This is a genomic window from Globicatella sulfidifaciens DSM 15739, from assembly GCF_900167405.1.
GTDB lineage: Bacteria > Bacillota > Bacilli > Lactobacillales > Aerococcaceae > Globicatella > Globicatella sulfidifaciens.
Window position 1 is genome coordinate 39,387 of record NZ_FUWO01000007.1, and the last position, 17,732, is coordinate 57,118.

General features: G+C 33.6%; 20 protein-coding genes. 18 read left to right on the top strand and 2 right to left on the bottom strand.

Annotated elements, in window-relative coordinates:
- Nucleotides 1-8 precede the first annotated feature (8 nt).
- The 9 genes from lpdA (at nt 9) to rpsD (ending at nt 10,847) form a co-directional block, all read left to right on the top strand.
- Nucleotides 9-1,415 (top strand): dihydrolipoyl dehydrogenase, encoded by a 1,407-nt coding sequence (lpdA, locus tag B5D12_RS04975; protein ID WP_078755764.1) that lies wholly within the window; start codon nt 9-11, stop codon nt 1,413-1,415.
- 135 nt (nt 1,416-1,550) lie between these two features.
- On the top strand, nt 1,551-2,336 hold the full coding sequence (locus B5D12_RS04980) for an acyl-ACP thioesterase domain-containing protein (protein WP_078755765.1): 786 nt from the start codon (nt 1,551-1,553) through the stop codon (nt 2,334-2,336).
- A gap of 6 nt (nt 2,337-2,342) precedes the next feature.
- Nucleotides 2,343-3,095, top strand: coding sequence for a type I methionyl aminopeptidase (gene map, locus B5D12_RS04985; RefSeq protein ID WP_078755766.1), 753 nt, complete (start codon nt 2,343-2,345; stop codon nt 3,093-3,095).
- Nucleotides 3,096-3,787: 692 nt separating this feature from the next.
- On the top strand, nt 3,788-5,539 hold the full coding sequence (locus B5D12_RS04990; RefSeq protein WP_078755767.1) for an oligopeptide ABC transporter substrate-binding protein: 1,752 nt from the start codon (nt 3,788-3,790) through the stop codon (nt 5,537-5,539).
- Between the two features lie 223 nt (nt 5,540-5,762).
- Nucleotides 5,763-7,517 (top strand): oligopeptide ABC transporter substrate-binding protein, encoded by a 1,755-nt coding sequence (locus B5D12_RS04995; protein WP_078755768.1) that lies wholly within the window; start codon nt 5,763-5,765, stop codon nt 7,515-7,517.
- A gap of 332 nt (nt 7,518-7,849) precedes the next feature.
- Nucleotides 7,850-8,419: an NUDIX hydrolase gene (locus B5D12_RS05000; protein ID WP_078755769.1), complete on the top strand. Its 570-nt coding sequence runs from the start codon at nt 7,850-7,852 to the stop codon at nt 8,417-8,419.
- An 18-nt stretch (nt 8,420-8,437) separates the two neighbouring features.
- Nucleotides 8,438-8,953 (top strand): hypothetical protein, encoded by a 516-nt coding sequence (locus B5D12_RS05005; RefSeq protein WP_078755770.1) that lies wholly within the window; start codon nt 8,438-8,440, stop codon nt 8,951-8,953.
- A gap of 22 nt (nt 8,954-8,975) precedes the next feature.
- A complete protein-coding gene (locus B5D12_RS05010; protein WP_078755771.1) occupies nt 8,976-9,668 on the top strand; it encodes a 5'-methylthioadenosine/adenosylhomocysteine nucleosidase in 693 nt (230 codons plus the stop codon).
- Between the two features lie 570 nt (nt 9,669-10,238).
- A complete protein-coding gene (gene rpsD, locus B5D12_RS05015; RefSeq protein WP_066125221.1) occupies nt 10,239-10,847 on the top strand; it encodes a 30S ribosomal protein S4 in 609 nt (202 codons plus the stop codon).
- An 82-nt stretch (nt 10,848-10,929) separates the two neighbouring features.
- On the opposite strand, the gene B5D12_RS05020 is transcribed toward rpsD, so the two are convergent.
- Both B5D12_RS05020 and B5D12_RS05025 read right to left on the bottom strand, forming a co-directional pair.
- Entirely contained in the window at nt 10,930-12,069 is a 1,140-nt protein-coding gene (locus tag B5D12_RS05020; RefSeq protein WP_078755772.1) for a tyrosine-type recombinase/integrase, read from the bottom strand.
- Between the two features lie 52 nt (nt 12,070-12,121).
- A complete protein-coding gene (locus B5D12_RS05025; protein WP_078755773.1) occupies nt 12,122-12,880 on the bottom strand; it encodes a helix-turn-helix domain-containing protein in 759 nt (252 codons plus the stop codon).
- 133 nt (nt 12,881-13,013) lie between these two features.
- Between B5D12_RS05025 and B5D12_RS05030 the strand changes: the two genes are divergently transcribed.
- From B5D12_RS05030 to B5D12_RS05070, 9 genes are all read left to right on the top strand, one after another.
- On the top strand, nt 13,014-13,256 hold the full coding sequence (locus B5D12_RS05030; RefSeq protein ID WP_078755774.1) for a helix-turn-helix transcriptional regulator: 243 nt from the start codon (nt 13,014-13,016) through the stop codon (nt 13,254-13,256).
- Nucleotides 13,257-13,288: 32 nt separating this feature from the next.
- A complete protein-coding gene (locus B5D12_RS05035) occupies nt 13,289-13,471 on the top strand; it encodes a hypothetical protein (protein ID WP_078755775.1) in 183 nt (60 codons plus the stop codon).
- Complete coding sequence (locus B5D12_RS05040; protein ID WP_078755776.1) at nt 13,456-13,749, top strand: helix-turn-helix domain-containing protein; 294 nt, start codon at nt 13,456-13,458, stop codon at nt 13,747-13,749. Before B5D12_RS05035 ends, B5D12_RS05040 begins: the two co-directional genes overlap by 16 nt.
- Before the next feature lie 129 nt (nt 13,750-13,878).
- Entirely contained in the window at nt 13,879-14,112 is a 234-nt protein-coding gene (locus B5D12_RS05045; protein ID WP_078755777.1) for a hypothetical protein, read from the top strand.
- Nucleotides 14,113-14,143: 31 nt separating this feature from the next.
- Entirely contained in the window at nt 14,144-15,790 is a 1,647-nt protein-coding gene (locus tag B5D12_RS05050; protein ID WP_078755778.1) for a hypothetical protein, read from the top strand.
- A 295-nt stretch (nt 15,791-16,085) separates the two neighbouring features.
- On the top strand, nt 16,086-16,877 hold the full coding sequence (locus tag B5D12_RS05055; RefSeq protein ID WP_078755779.1) for a bifunctional DNA primase/polymerase: 792 nt from the start codon (nt 16,086-16,088) through the stop codon (nt 16,875-16,877).
- Between the two features lie 16 nt (nt 16,878-16,893).
- On the top strand, nt 16,894-17,091 hold the full coding sequence (locus tag B5D12_RS05060) for a hypothetical protein (protein WP_078755780.1): 198 nt from the start codon (nt 16,894-16,896) through the stop codon (nt 17,089-17,091).
- A gap of 47 nt (nt 17,092-17,138) precedes the next feature.
- Complete coding sequence (locus tag B5D12_RS05065) at nt 17,139-17,432, top strand: hypothetical protein (protein WP_078755781.1); 294 nt, start codon at nt 17,139-17,141, stop codon at nt 17,430-17,432.
- Nucleotides 17,433-17,467: 35 nt separating this feature from the next.
- Nucleotides 17,468-17,713, top strand: a complete 246-nt coding sequence (locus B5D12_RS05070) for a S24/S26 family peptidase (protein WP_078755782.1) — start codon at nt 17,468-17,470, stop codon at nt 17,711-17,713.
- Nucleotides 17,714-17,732 lie beyond the last annotated feature (19 nt).

Genomic DNA, 17,732 nt, shown 5'->3' on the forward strand with positions numbered 1-17,732 from the left:
TGTAAATTATGGTAGTTGGAGATTTCGAAATTGAATTAGAAACAGTCGTAATTGGATCTGGCCCTGGTGGATATGTTGCTGCCATTCGTGCTTCTCAATTAGGACAAAAAGTAGCCATCATTGAAAAAGATTACATTGGTGGTACTTGTTTAAACGTAGGATGTATTCCTTCAAAAGCATTAATCAATGCAGGACACACTTATCATAACGCATTACACGGAGATTTCTTCGGAGTAATGACGAAAGATATTACAGTGGACTTCAAACGTACTCAAGAATGGAAAGACAAAGAAGTTGTTGGTAAATTAACCGGCGGCGTTCGTATGTTATTAAAGAAAAATAAAGTTGAAATCATTGAAGGGGAAGCATTCTTCGTTGATGACCATACTTTACGTGTTATCAAAGGTGATTCAGCACAAACTTATTCATTCAAAAATGCGATTGTTGCAACAGGTAGCCGCCCAATCGAAATCAAAGGATTTAAATTCAGTGAACGTGTGATTGATTCAACAGGTGCGTTAGCATTAACTGAAATTCCTAAAGAAATGGTGGTTATCGGTGGTGGATACATCGGTTCTGAATTAGCAGGTGCCTTCGCAAACTTTGGTACGAAAATTACTATTTTAGAAGGATCAAACCAAATTATTCCGACATTTGAAAAAGACATGGTTCAATTAGTTGAATCAGAGTTCAAGAAAAAAGGTGTTGACGTTATTACCAACGCAATGGCTTTAAACTCTGAAGTTAATGGCGATCGTGTAACGGTTACTTATGAAGTGGGCGGTAAACAACATAAAGTGGAAGCTGACTACTGTTTAGTAACTGTAGGACGTCGTCCAAACACTGATAACTGTGGTTTAGAAGTTGCTGGTGTTGTGATTGGTGAACGTGGTTTAATTAACGTTGATAAACAAGGACGTACCAATAAAGATAATATCTTTGCAATTGGGGACGCTGTTCCTGGTGCGGCTTTAGCGCATAAAGCTTCTTACGAAGCAAAAGTAGCGGCGGAAGCTATTAGTGGACAACCAAGTGCCGTTGATTACGTTGCTATGCCAGCAGTATGTTTCACTGATCCTGAATTAGCTTCAGTGGGTTATACAGTGGAACAAGCTAAAGAAGCTGGTTTAGATGTGAAAGCTTCTAAATTCCCATTAGCAGGTAATGGACGTGCGTTATCATTAAACGCAACTAGCGGATTTGTTCGTTTAGTAACAACTAAAGAAGATAATGTTTTAGTTGGCGCACAAGTAGCAGGGGCTAACGCTTCTGATTTAATTGCTGAATTAACACTTGCGGTTGAAGGTGGATTAAATGCCGAAGATTTAGCATTAACCATTCACTCACATCCATCATTAGCAGAAACTGTTATGGATGCAGCTGAATTAGCTTTAGGTCACCCAATCCATATTTAATTATTTAAATAAGATTGCAAGCCGAGATTTATTCTCGGCTTTTTATATTGCGAATAACATTTGCGGAATAATATTAAACATATTTGTAAAAAATATCGAATAAGCGTTATAATATGAATATTGAGGTGAAAAAACATGAGTCTTAAGCAATATACCAAACCTTATAGTAACACGTATCAACTAACAGAAAAAGATGCCCAGTATCCTGGCTCAAAACAAGCGGATTTGACCAAAGTATTAACGTTAGTGTTAACGACATCGGATGATCATGATCAAGCAGTCAAACAGACACTAAATGCTGATGATTATATCATTAATGATCAGCAAACATGGGTTATTACCCAAAATCGGATGGTGATTCATCAATGGCCAGAGATTAGTCAAGAAATTAAAATAAGTACGTATGTGATAGAGGCAAATCGCTTTTTCATCACACGAAAATTTGTGGTGGAAGCTGACGATATAGAATTAATGACTTTATTTTTTCAATTTGCAGCTATTGATTTTACCTCACGTAAGATGGTGAGACTAAATTATGAAACATTACCTGAATTGTTAAAATTAAACGCCGAAATTAAAGTGAATTTTAGCCGATTAAAAGTACCTAAAATTGCGCAAAAAGTAAGTGAAATGGCCTTGAAAATTCTACCAAACGATATTGATGGCAATCAACACGTGAATAACTTAGTCTATTTACGATGGGCATATAATGCAATAAGAGAGCGTTTATCAGCATCAGGTCATGAATTAACCATTGTAGAGGTTAAATTTGGCAATGAAGTATTATGGGGACATGAGCCGAAATTGTTAAATTACCAATCAAAACCAAATGAATTTGTACAAACGGATCAAATCATATATAATAAAACATTGGATAAAGAAGCGTGTCACATAAGAATGACATGGAAGAAGGAGAAATAAACATAAATGATTACATTAAAATCAGAACGTGAAATTGAAGCAATGAAAAAATCTGGAGAGTTACTAGCTTCCATTCATGTTGCACTAAGAGATTTCATTAAACCTGGTGTAACGACGGCTGAAATAGATAAGTTTGTTCAAGCAAAAATTGAAGGAGCCGGCGCAGTAGCAGCTCAAATTGGTTATGAAGGGTACGAATTTGCAACTTGTACAAGTGTAAATGATGAAATTTGTCATGGCTTCCCTTCAAATTATAAGTTAAAATCAGGAGATATTGTCAAAGTAGACTTTTGTGTCGATTTGGATGGTGCTATTTCAGATAGTTGTTGGTGTTATGCTGTAGGAGAAATTAGTGATGAACATCAACGCTTAATGGAAGTGACGAAAGAAGCGCTGTATCGTGGGATTGCCCAAGCTAAAGTTGGTAATCGCATTGGCGATATTGGGCATGCTATTCAATCGTATGCGGAAGGCGAAGGCTTTGGGGTCGTGCGTGATTTTATTGGACATGGTATTGGCCCAACGATTCATGAAGATCCACAAGTTCCACATTATGGCTTGCCTGGAAAAGGTCTTCGACTAAAAGAAGGGATGACCATTACCATTGAACCAATGATTACGACCGGTACTTGGAAAATGAAAATGGATAATAATGGTTGGACAGCCCGTACGCGCGATGGCGGTTATTGTGCGCAATATGAACATTCCTTAGTCATTACAGCGGACGGTCCCGTATTATTAACCGAACAACCTGAATAAGACTAAATCAAGTTCAAATAAAATAATATTCTTTAAAAAGAGGTTAGGCATCAACTTAATAATTTAAGTCAAGTTAAGATTGGTTAATTAAAAACACAGTGCTTAAGTGGCATCAAGCTGCATCTTAATGATTTGTTTTAGACCTACTCCTTTTTGCGGGGGTGGACAGACGAAGCAAAAATTATTAAATTTTCTACTTCTGGTCCACTCTCAGTATTAGCTTTAGCTAGAGTAACATTGAGGGATTGAAGCAATAGCAATTAAATGTTTTTAAATGATGCTTCAAATTCATTTTCCTTTGAAATTTTAATCGGGATAATACCAATTTAAGTGAATACTTGTTTTGTGCTAATTAACTATATTATTACGCGAATTTAGACTGGATAAAATTTAAATGAATGCTCCTTGTTTATTTAACAAGTGCGTTCATTTAAATTTTATCCATCTTTTTTTATTAAATTAATTATGATAAACATAATTAGAACTAGATTAAAAATATCATTAATAAAATGAAATAATGATAAAATTAGAAAAACATTGGTTTAATAAGCTTTCACTAATAAAAAGATATTGGAAAATACATGTTTTCACATTTTTTTAATTTATTTTTAACTTTATGCTTGATTTTATCGTTTACATGAGTTAATATAACATTATAAAGTTTTATTTATAAATTTTTTGGAGGGAACATTATGAGAAATTCTTTAAGAAAACTAGCCGGTTTAACATTATCGGCATTAACACTTGGCTCTGTTGTTGCTAATTCTTCACTTACCCTTGTTTCTGCGCAATCGAACGTTGAATTAGAAACAGCCGTAAAAAATGATGCTGAAGAAATTGAAGGCGGTACTTTACGTTATGCATTAGTAGGAGATCCATTTGCGGGTGTTTTAAATAACATGTTATATGATGGTAATCCAGATGCAACGATTATTGGGTTCTTTAACGAAGGATTGTATGGTTATGATGAAAACTTTACAATTGATGATTCAGGTTTTGCTAAAGTTGATTTTGATGTTGAAAATAAACAAGTAACCATTACCATTCCTGAAGGACAAAAATGGGATGATGGTGAAGATTTAACGATTGATGATGTTATCTTCCCTTATTATGTAGTCGGTCACCCAGACTATCAAGGTATTCGTTATGGAGAAGATTTTGAAAATGTTGTAGGTATGAAGGATTACCATGAAGGTAAGTCAGAAGAAATCAGTGGTTTAGAACGCGTAGATGATCACACCTTAAAAGTTACTTATGAAAACTTCCCTAACTCAATGTTACAAGCAGGTGGTGGAATATCATCTTATATCGAACCAGAACATGTCTTTAAAGATATTCCAATTGGTGAATTATTAGATTCAGAACCAGTACGTACGAAACCAGTTGGTTTTGGTCCATTCCGAGTAACCTCTATTACACCGGGTGAAGCTGTTACTTACGAAGCAAACGAATATTATTGGAGAGGTCGTACGAAAATTGATGGTGTTCAATTAGAAGTAGTTAACCAATCAACAGCTATTGCGGAAATGCAAGCAGGTAATTACGATATCGCTTCTTTACCAGCTGACTCTTATGACTCATATAAAGATTCTGAAAACTTTACGGTCTTAGGGGACGTGCAAAATGCTTATACTTATATTGGATTTAAGTTAGGAAAATTAGATGGAGACGAAAACGTTCCTGATGAATCATTAGTTGTATCGGATAAAGCAATTCGTCAAGCAATGGCCTATGCAGTTGATAATGATGCTATCGGGGAAAGATTCTACCAAGGTTTACGTTGGAGAGCAAATGCGCCAATTACACCAAACTTTAAAGATTACTATAATGCTGAATTACCTGGATATACTTATGACCCAGAAAAAGCAAAACAAATCTTAGCTGATGCAGGTTATACTGATGCAGATGGTGATGGATTCATTGAAGATAAAAATGGTGAACCATTCACTTTAGGATTTGCTTCAATGTCTGGTGGCGAAACCGCACAACCATTAGCAGAATACTACATGCAAGCTTGGGCAGAAGTGGGGATCGATGTTCAATTAGTTGATGGACAATTAATGGAATTTAACTCATTCTATGATGCTCTTAAAGCAGATGATCCAAAAATTCAAGTTTACCAAGGTGCATGGGGAACTGGTGGTGATCCAAACCCAACTGGATTATACGGACGCACTGCATCATTTAACTACACTCGTTGGGCTACGGAAGAGAATGATAAGTTATTAGCAGCTATCAACTCTGATGATTCATTTGATGATGAATTCCGTAAACAAGCTTTCAATGATTGGCAAGCTTACTTCATGGAAGAATTACCAGCGATCCCAACATTATTCAGATATAGTGTGGTAGGGGTTAACAACCGTGTTAAAAACTACGATATCAAAGTCGGATCAGATTTAACTTGGGTTGACGTAGCTCTTACAGCAGACGCACCATATTAACATAATGTTGCCTCCAACAGGGGACTCGTAAGAGTCCTCTATTTTTTATGAGTTATTTTCTTACTATCTAAGTGTATTGAGTAATTTTTTGAAAAAGGGTACTATTAAAAATAATAATACTATTAAAATGGTTGGAAACCTCTAATTGAATTTCTTGATTTTATCATAAACTTACGCTATCATGAAACTTGTAAGATTATTTTACTTATTTTGGAGGGATAGTATGAAAAAATCTTTAACAAAAAATTTTGCTGTAGGAGCTTCTGCTTTAGCAATTAGTTCAATTGCAGCTAATTCAATGGTACCGTTTGTTTCTGCTCAAACGAATGTACAATTGAATACGACTTTTGAAAATAATGAGGAGTCAATTGAAGGTGGCGTTTTACGTTATGCTTTAGTTTCTGAATCTCCTTTCGCCGGTGTATTAAACTCAATGTTTTATGATGGCGCACCAGATGGGTCTATTATCGATTTCTTCGATGAAGGATTATATGGTTATGATGAAAACTTTACCATTGATGATTCTGGTTTTGCTAAAATTGATTTTGATGTTGAAAATAAACAAGTAACCATTACCATTCCTGAAGGACAAAAATGGGATGATGGTGAAGATTTAACGATTGATGATGTTATCTTCCCTTATTATGTAGTCGGTCACCCAGACTATCAAGGTATTCGTTATGGAGAAGATTTTGAAAATGTTGTAGGTATGAAGGATTACCATGAAGGTAAGTCAGAAGAAATCAGTGGTTTAGAACGCGTAGATGATCACACCTTAAAAGTTACTTATGAAAACTTCCCTAATTCAATGCTTCAAGCGGGTGGTGGGATTTCAAGCTACATTCAACCAAAACATGTCTTCGAAGGTATCGAAGTGAAAGATATGTTAGATTCAGAGCCAGTACGCCAAAAACCAGTAGGATATGGTCCATTTAAAGTTACATCGATCATTCCAGGTGAAGCTGTTACTTTAGAAGCGAATGAATATTACTGGAAAGGCCGTCCAAAATTAGACGGAGTTCAAGTTGAAGTGGTTAACTCATCAACTTCAGTCGCTGAAATGCAAGCAGGTAACTATGATATTGCTGAGTTACCTACTGACCAATATGAAACTTATAAAGATGCTGAAAACTTCCAAGTTTTAGGAACAATTGGTAATAGTTATACTTATATTGGCTTTAAATTAGGAACATTTGAAAACGATGAAGTAGTCCCTGATGATTCTGTCGTAGTAGCAGATAAAGCAATTCGTCAAGCAATGGCTTATGCGATTGATAACGATGCTATTGGTGAAAGATTCTACCATGGTTTACGTTGGAGAGCAACTTCACCAGTAACTCCTAACTTTACTGCTTACTTCAATGATGAAATTGAAGGATACAACTATGACCCAGAAAAAGCTAAACAAATCTTAGCGGATGCAGGTTATACAGATGCAGACGGTGATGGCTTTATCGAAGATAAAAATGGAGAACCATTTACATTAGGATTTGCATCGATGGCAGGTGGCGAAACAGCTCAACCATTAGCTGAGTACTACATGCAAGCTTGGGCTGAAATCGGTATTAATGTCCAATTAGTTGACGGCCAATTAATGGAATTTAATTCATTCTACGATGCTATTAAAGCAGATGATCCAAAAATCCAAATCTTCCAAGGGGCATGGGGTACAGGTGGCGATCCAAACCCAACAGGACTATTTGGACGTAATGCTTCATTTAACTACCCACGTTGGGCAACAGAAGAAAATGATAAGTTATTAGAAGTAATTAATTCTGATGAATCATTCGATGAAGAATTCCGTAAAAAAGCTTTCAATGATTGGCAAGCATACTTTATGGAAGAATTACCTCTTATGCCAACATTATACCGTTATTCAGTAGTAGCAGTTAATAATCGTGTTAAAGGCTATGATATTCAAATTGGTGCAGATACACCATGGTATGATGTAACATTAACATCAGAAAATCCATATTAACACTGAATCAATGAATGTGAAGACTGGACAGAAAATGAAATTCTGTCTGGTCTTTTGTCTTTTTATCTTATTGCATTGTGATTGAATCGTATAAAATGGTGCCCTTTAGCTTTTATTTTAACCAGGTTATATTCTTACTCCCAAGCAACGACGAATAAAGCGGAATTAAGATTATCGGTACTTAATCATAAGATTTATGAAGAAAGAAGTGAAGTTTTTTATACGAAATCATGAATAATAATCAGCTTTTTTGTGTAATTTATTGAGTTTAGTTGCAACCAACGAAAAAATTAGTTAAAGTGAAACTAACGATAATGAATGGAGAATGTCTCATGCAATTTGATAAAAATAAAGTAAAAAGCTTGAATGATCCCCGATTAATTTCATCAGAACAAATTTTTGATGGACACATACTTCAGCTTTATGTTAATCAATTAAAGTTAGAAAATGGCGCCATTGTTGAACGCGAAATTATTCACCATTTGCCAGCTGTGTGTATTTTGGCAACTGATGAAGATAAAGTGGTCTTAGTGAAACAATTCAGACCAGCGGTTGTAGCAGACATCTATGAAATTCCAGCAGGAATATTAGATTTCCAATCGGAATCATTAGAACAAGCTATTGATGGAGCGAAAAGAGAATTAGAAGAAGAAACGGGCTATCAAGCAGAGCAGTGGCAAGAAGTTAATTCTTTTTATGTATCACCAGGATATTTAGATGAAAAGATTACTTTATTTCATGCAACAGGTTTAAACAAAGTTGAAAATCCACTACCACAGGATGAAAATGAAAATGTTACAATACACGAGTTTACTAAAGCTGATATTCGTCAAATGATGTCACAAGGCAAAATAGTCGATGTTAAAACGCTTTATGCTTTACAATATTGGTTAGCACAATAACAAATGGAAGTGATCAACATGTTTTTTAAACGCAAGCAACAACAAAATATTAACAACGAAGAACATTCACCAACCCGAACTAATGATTATTCTAATCAACTGTATCAAAATGAGCCAGATGAGAACGATTGGGATTTTTCTAAAAATTATCATCAAGTTAGGGAAGATGAAAATCAAACATTGTATGACGATTCTTTAAGACAGAACCATTATTATCCAGATAATAATGATGAGAATCGATACATGGGCAATCATTATATGGCACCAGATGATGGCGAAGATAATGAACAATCTTATAATAATTCTTCGATGACGCAAGATGATCACTATCAAGTGTATTATCAGGAAGAAGGTTATGAACCGATTGCCTCATCAACTAACACACATTATTCTGATGAATTGGCGCAAGATAATCCAGAGGTTAGAGGAAAACGAGCGAAGTACCATGCGAAAATCGATCAGTTTTTAACCAATGGTATCATCATAGTTGGTGTATTATTGTTAGCTGTATTATTAATTGCCTTTTTAGGCTAAACTATTTTTGAGGAGTAAACAGATGAAAATTGGAATTATTGGCGCAATGGAAGAAGAAATTCGTCTTATTAAAGCAAATTTATCAAAATTAAAAGAAATTCCCCATCATCAAGTAACCTTTTATCAAGGTTATTTGGAAAATCGAGAAGTGATTTTAGTTCAATCAGGTATTGGAAAAGTCAACGCAACCATTACGACTGTTCTATTAGTTCAACAGTTTAATGTTGATTTAATTATTAATACTGGGACGGCTGGAGGCGTGCATAAAGGCTTGAAAGTTGGGGATATCGTAATAGCGGATAGTTTAACTTATCACGATGTCGATGTTACCGGTTTTGGATATGAAAAAGGTCAAATGGCTGGTATGCCGGCATTGTATTATCCTGATTTACAATATAGCCAATTAGCCAAAGAGGTTTGTCGTCAATTAGAAATTGAACCAATCTTTGGACAAGTCGTTTCAGGTGATCAATTTGTTAATAGCCATGAAAAAGTGGCGCAAATTGCCATTGATTTTCCTAAAGCAAAAGCTTGTGAAATGGAATCAACTGCCATTGCCCAAACCGCTCATGTATTGAAAGTGCCATTTGTCATTATCCGAGCAATTAGTGATGCTGGTGATGATGATGCAGCTATTTCATTCGATGAATTTGTGGTAGTAGCAGGTAAAGCTTCCGCACAAATTGTAATGAATTTAGTAATAAATATTGAATAAAGTAGCACAAATCTTAATAAATTTGATCAAGGTATTGTCGCTTAATATAGAGCGCAGTGGTTTAGGGGATTCAATTTGTGTCTTAGAGAGGCAGGGCCTTAACTTGCTAAACTAAGCCAAATTATTGGTCGTTAATGTAGATCACAGTGGTTGAGCGGTGTCAACTTTCGGCTTAAATGTGTTAGGCATCAACTTTTCCCCACAGCCATCTCCAGGGGGGAGGCAGATGATGTGAAAATCATTCAATTTTCTACTTCTGTTCCATTCCCAACTGTGCGAGGGTAGGTAGACGAAGTGAAAATTATCTAATTAGCTAAATTTTACCCACTCACTTGCAAAAAAATTAAAATAATTACTAATCAAGCATTGCAATCTAGTCACTATTTATGATACAATAACACTTGTGTAAAATAATGCAGCGTGAAAAAAGAAAGCGCGTCAACAGTTCAACCCTTATTAGGTCAATGAGTAACCGCGGCTGCAAAGGCGAAAATTGAAGTTGAAATGCACGCATTCGATTTTTCAAAAGGATTATTTTACTCCAAAACAACATAATTGGAGGAATTTATAATGTCAAGATATACAGGTCCAACATGGAGATTATCACGTCGTTTAGGTATTTCTTTAACAGAAACTGGTAAAGAAATCGCAAAACGTAACTATGCACCAGGTCAACACGGTAACCAAAGAAAGAAAATTTCTGAATATGGTTTACAATTACAAGAAAAACAAAAATTACGTCATATGTACGGCATGTCTGAACGTCAATTCTACACTTTATTCAAAAAAGCAGGTAAAATTAAAGAAGGTAAACATGGTGAAAACTTCATGTCATTACTTGAAACTCGTTTAGACAACTTAGTTTACCGTTTAGGTTTTGCTAACACTCGTCGTCAAGCTCGTCAATTAGTTAACCATGGTCACGTGACTGTTGATGGCAAACGTGTTGATATTCCATCTTACTTAGTGACACCAGGTCAAGTAATTGGATTAAAAGAATCTTCACAAGATTTAGCTTTAGTTAAAGAAAACTTAGAAAATACTGTTAGCCGTTTAGAATTTGTTTCATTTGATGCAGACAAATTAGAAGGTACTTTAACACGTTTACCACAACGTGCTGAGTTATCGGCTGAAATCGACGAATCATTCGTTGTTGAATACTATAACAAATTAGGTTAATATTATATGCCCCGAAAGTCTGTTATATCAGGCTTTCAGGGTCTTTTTTTATGCATTTGATAAAGAAATGATAAAGCAATTGCTAAAAGTTAACGTAATTAGCAAATTTTTGAGCCATATTTTCTTCTTGTTTTTTAGTAAAATGAGCATACACTTTTGTTGTGATTTCAAGAGAACTATGCCCAAGTCGGTTTTGTATTTCTTGCATATTAAAACCAGCTTCAAACATAAGAGAACATGCTGTATGTCGAAATCCATGTAACTTAATACATTTAAAATTATTAGTTTCGCAAATAGACTTCAAACGGTGATTAATTGTCATTTTAGAAAGTAATTCATTGTTAATAGGGTTAGTAAATAAAAATTGATCTTCATTGTTTGAATTATGACCGAATCTAAATAATTCTTTTCTTTGTTCTAATTGCCAACGTTTTATGGCTTTGATGGTGTTATCATCTAAGCTTATAACTCGAAGGCTTTTTTTAGTTTTAGGCTCTTGAATCAAAACACGCTGTTTAATACCATAAGCAACAGTCTTATTTACTGATAATGTTTTGTTTTTGAAATCTATGTCTTTATATTGCAAGGCCATCAATTCGCCTTTTCTTATGCCTGTAAAGGCTAGAATTCGAAAAATGGCATAATACATTATGTCATCCTCAACAAGCTTCAGGAACTCAATTAATTCCTCTTTTGTATAATACAAATCTTCTTCATTGGTGGTATCTGGTTTCGCTTTAGGCAATTTAACATGCTTAAATGGATTATCTTTGATAGCCCCACTAACCACAGCATAATCGAAAATTTGCGTCATATAACAATAGTATTTGCGATAGGTAGCATATTTATCATACCAATCATTAACTATCTTCTGCGCTGTTTTAATCGTGAATTTTGATAACTTCATTTTACCGTATTTTTCTAATATTCCTTTTTTAACGATTGAAGTAACAACATTCAATGAACTTTCCCTAACTGTAAGTCGATATTGTTCATACCAGCCTTCATAGGCATCCATTACAGTTAGATTGCTACCAGTATTCTTGCCATGCTGTTGATAATTAGCTATGGCTAAGCGTTGAGCCTTTGTTGCTTCACGATGTGTTTTAAAACCTCTTTTCGTGGCAAATAATTGCTTTCCAGTTATTGGATCAGTACCAAGATAACATGTGTACATGTAGTATTTTTTATTATCTGATTTTTTTGTGTATTCTTTAATCATTTATATTTTCCTTTCGTATCCACGACCAAGTGTTTTTGAAAGGTTAATGAATTTAATATATATATTGCGGATTTTTAATAAGTTTGAACCATGCATCATAGGTTAATTTTAAGTTAGTATTCCAATCGTGATTAAGATGGATAACATTAATTAGTTTTTCATTTGTGATATTATGCAAGTTGTCAACTTCTTTATTATTAATCTCAATAATAAGATTATCATATTGAGATACATCAAAATTTATATCAGAAACAGTTAAATCTTTTTTATTAACTAACACATAAATAACATTATTATAAATATAAAATTTGTACTTAGGGTTAGTTTCTAATTCTTCAATTTTTTCTTCTTTATACTCTATAGAAGCACCTAGTGACCCATTTATACTAAGTGCTTCTTCAGGTTCTAGTTCGCCTTTTGATAGCAAGTAATTATTGTAGTCGATTTCTGATTGAATTGAAATAATTTCTTTTTTTAATCCATCAATAAGTGTTGTTTTATTATTTATAAAACTCTCTGTTTCATTAGAATTTTCCCTTGCCTTAATAGTTTCAATTATTAGGTTTCTAAATTCATCCAATTCTTCTCCTGTATCAAAAGTCATTATTTCTTCTTTTACTCCATACAATAATTCATAAACAGTTGTTTCTAGTTTATTTGCTAATTTTTGAACAGTTTGGACACTAGGATTTTTTCTATTATTCTCTAAATCACCTAAATATGATCTAGAAATATTAAGAAGATTAGCAAAATCCTCCTGGTTCATTTTTTTGCTTGTTCTAATTTTTTTTAAGTTTTCACCTAGGCTCAATATTACACCTCCTCTTTACTATATAATACAATTAATGACGCCGATTGTAAATAACTATTGACGCCGATAGAATAAAAATGTATACTGTAAATATAAAGACGCCGATAGTGTCAGAAGTAAAGGAGGTGTATTAATGGAACTAAATTATAATAAATTCGTTCAAAGTATGAGTGAGGCAATGATAATTGGTAGAAAAAGAAAAAAACTAAATCAATCAGAAGTAGCAAAGTTATTAGGAATATCAAGGGGACATTATTCCGATTTGGAAAATGGGAAAACTATCCCAAGTTTGGTTGTTGCTTTAAAAATAAATGAAATATTTCCTTTTTTTTCTCTTATAAATGACGCCGATAGAGTCAGTAAAGATTTATCATAAACTAAAATTATCGTTACTGAAGGAGAGGTATTATGAAAAATAAAAATATACACAAAATTATAATTTCACTTTGTACTGTAACATTATTGATTTTGTCTATTTCTAAAATGCTAACGGCTATTTCCGATAGATATGAATCTGTCAATTACTGCTATATGTTAATGTATGGACGAATCGAAGAAGAAAGGGGTGATATTGAATGTTGGAAAGAGTAGAGCAGCCACAATTACAAGTGATTTTACCTAAGGAAATCGAACAACAGATTTATCAAGTGTATTTAAGTATAGCAAGTAAAGCAGTTGATGATGTTACTAAGAATATAACGGTCAATCGTCGTTATTTAAATAAAAAGCAATTAGCTAAGTATTTTCAATGTAGTCCGTTAGTAATTGATGATTGGGTAAAGAACGGGCTTAAATCGTTTAATAAAGGACGAGAAATTATGTTTGATATGCATGATGTAGAAGAATTTTTAGAAACATTAAAGTATTAAAAATAACCACGACCAAGTGTAGACACAAAAAAAGCATTCGAAAGACGGCAATCTCTCAAATGCTAGGGTAGTTATATATACCTTAACTATCCTCTATTGTACCATATTATATGAAAAGAGGAAATGAGAATGGAAAAAGAAAAAGCAACTGAACTAGGTAACAAACTGGCGAATCATCTTAAAATAATGGAACTGTATCAACAACAAATTGATGCATTGTCATTTGAATCTAGTGATAGTTTTCAACGAATTGCTCGAGCAGAGTTAATTAAAAAGTTCTTAGATACTCAATTTGAGTACAACCAAACGATAATGGAAGATTTAACAGATATTTACATGTTATTGATGGGTCACCAACAATAAAAATGAATCAATTCAAATTGGAGGTGATAGTTTGAACTATGATAATATTGATGCTAAATATTTAACAGATGAACTGAATGTTATAAAACAAAACATTGATAATGTAAGTCGAACAAAGAATTTAGCAACAATAAAAGATATATTAAATAAAATATTCTTTGTCGATATAAATGATATGTTCCAAGTTGCAGAAAATATTGGGGAAGCCTATGTAAGTAGATTTAGAAGGGAACCCGATATTTATAGTAATGTTCCTTTATCATACATTATCGAACCAAAAGAACTTGGTGCTTTCTTCGGTATCTTGTATACGAAAAAGGATAAAGACGGAAACGAGACTAAGCACAGCAAGACTGAATACTTTAATAATTATGCTAGGTTTTTCATTGACTTAGCTTCAAATAAGGTTATTTATTCAAAAAAAATAAAAACTTTTGTCGTTGTTAAGGAACATAGTTTTAAGCCATTAAAACATGATAATTTTAATGAATATTACCCCGTTGGTAAAAATTTCGCTTTCCACATTGATGATTTTTTCGATGTAGCCTTAGAACTTTATTCAGATCATATGCAAATGAGACATTCATACCAATTGTTAGAATATTCAATTTCGGGCAAAGATTGGCGCTTTGATTGCGAACGGTTAGTAATGAAGCACGAGCCACCAAAAGAAAATGAATTGTTCTTTGAATACTTTGATGTTGCAAATGATGATCTAAATATTACATTCGCTGATAGCATGCTTACTAATATTGCGAATGAAAGTGAGAGCCTTAATAACATTAGATTGTTACATGCTTATATATTGTTGAGGAAAATGAAGTTAATTCCATCTGAAAAGTGGTTCTTACTTAAGGACTTCGGACGAACTGGAAAGGGACTATATATGAGGACTTTAAATGAAATTTTTAAAGTTAACCCCGTCAATATGGATGCTCTTGTTAACAATCAAGGCGCTTCAACAGAAAATGCTTGGCTTTCATTCATGGGCGCTGATGTAGCCCACGCTAACGAATCGGGTTCAATTGATACTAAAGGCATGCGAGTGTTAAGGAAAATCGCAACAGGTGAAATAATAACAGGAAGATCATTAGGAAAAAATGCCGTAAGTTTTAAAAATGAATCTGTATTAGTTTTAGACACAAACGAAAACGTGGATATAGGCGATATTACTGCGAATACCTCTAGAACTGTAAAAATAGCCTTTAAAGACCGTCCAAAGAATGAATCGAGTAAAGATAGGCATGAATACTTTAAACCGTATTGGGACTTTATTGAGCCGAATAATGAGTTATCTTTAATTGCTTCCGTTTCCTTTCTAATAAATAGTTTAAACTATCTTAACGAAATAGGTGGGAAGTTTATATTTAAAGATACGGTGCTAAAAAATTATGCAAGTGCTGAAGATTTAACGGAAACACAACGAATTATTATATTAACTATTGCGCAACATGGTTTTATACTTGCCAAAGACGAGATTCTTAAAGCGGCTATCTATGAAGATTATGGCAACTTAAGATTTAAAGAAGCTAAAGAGGATATGAAGAAAATTGGTGTGGCGATCAATAAACCGAAATGGGTAGATGGATTGACTTGTAGGGTACACAAAATAGGTGATAAAAAAATATTCGATGCTGCCTTAAAAATGTTAGAAGAATACGATAGTCAAAATAAATAAATCATTACTCTTAATAAGAGTAAGTGGCGGAAATCCTTACTCTTATTAATTTTTCGCAAGAGTAAGCCTTACATAAAATTACATTTAAAAATACGCTTAAAAGATTGATATATCAATATCTTACTCTTATTACTATAACCTCTAAGACTACTGTATTTTATTTTTAAAGAATGGCTTTAAATCAACGTTTTCTATTTTTTTTATAAAATTCTTCTTTAGGGGTATCGAATTAAGCGTAAGGTCATAAAATAGCTAAATAATTGCAAGTCAATAAATGGCAAATAGGGGTGGAAAAATGAATGGATATGAACTAGCTATAGAGCTATCGGAATATGGTTTACAAGTAATACCACTAGACAAACAAAAGAAGCCAATTGTTTCATTTAAAGATAAAACCATTGATCAAGAATTTATCAATCGCAATATAGAATCTTATTCAAAAGTATCAGCACTAGGAATGTTAACTCGTGGGGTGTGGTGTATCGATATTGATTTGCACGGTGTCAATGGGTTTGAATCATTAAAGCGAAACCCGTACTATGATGAATTGGTTGAAAATGCCAAAAATACGCTAGTACAAAGCACTCCGAGTGGTGGGAAACATATTATATTCAAGAAGCGAAACGGCATTGAATACAGCCAAAAAATTGGGTATTTAGACGGTGTAGATATTAAGGCGCACTATAACAATTACTTTGTTTTTGGTGGAAGTGTTACTAAAAAAGGTAAATATGAAATTACGAATCTATTTGAGCCAAACTTTTATGATGGTGAATTTGAGAACCACATTTTTTCAATACGAGGTAATTTTGAAGAACAGAAGTTTAATAAATATTCAGTTGCAGCAACATTGGTTAATTATGACTTTTCACATTTAACAGGTTCAGGAGGGCTAGGTAAGAAAGCTTACGAGCGAATTATTAAAGGTGAATCGATTGAAAGGAACAATGATTTGTATCTTGCTTCAAGTTATGCAAAGCAATGCGGCAAGCCAATTGAACCGTTAAAAAAATTAATCGGTAGCGTTAAGAACGGTGATGTGTTTACTGAATCTGAATGGATAGCGACAGTTGAAAGTGCAAACTAAACAGGAGGAATAAGATATGGAAAAAGAAATTAAGCTAGAAGAAGTTCATAAAGAATTAAAGGAATTAAGAAAAGAAATGGTGAAACTGAACAAAAGAATCGATCTTGAGAGTAACAAGCTTTATAACGTGATTGATAATGTTGAGTTTCAACTAATCAATAAAATAGAAGAAAACCACATGGATTTAGAATTTCAAATAGCATCAGTCTTATAAAATGGCAGCCTTAATTAAAGAGAATCTAAATAAAGGAGTAGTTAGAAGTGAGAAAAGAATACGAATTGAAGTTTAAGACGGTAGGAACTGATTCAAAAGAAATAATCGAGTTGTCGCATTATCAGGAAGTTTATACAGATAAGGATTCGGCTGTTTTAGAAACAGAAGTGGACTCAATTCATTTTGATGAAGTAATATCAGCAATCGCTCATGATTTTGAATATGATCCGATTTTTGAACATTATCTTCACATGGGTTGTTACGATTTCCCCGATATTTCTTTTGAGTTGATGGAAGAAGATAAGTTAACGAGAGTAACCATTAAATTTTACGCAATCTAGAATTGTAAATCACAGTAGAAAAAGGAGTTTTAATAATGGATCAACCAATGGCAAATCAAGCAAATTTTTGTGTAGTAGCAGCAGATAATTCATTGTCACCACAAATTAATCAAGGGGATGAAGTGTTTCTTGTTGATGCTACTGAATGGGCAGTTGGCGATATAGTGGCAGTTAGGGATTTAGACAACAATATAATGAGATTGAAGAAATTAGCAGCTAAAGATTTATCCGATAACCAGTTATTTGAAGGCAAAGCGATTGGAGTTTACAAACCGTTATAAATCAGTGGAAAAGATAAGG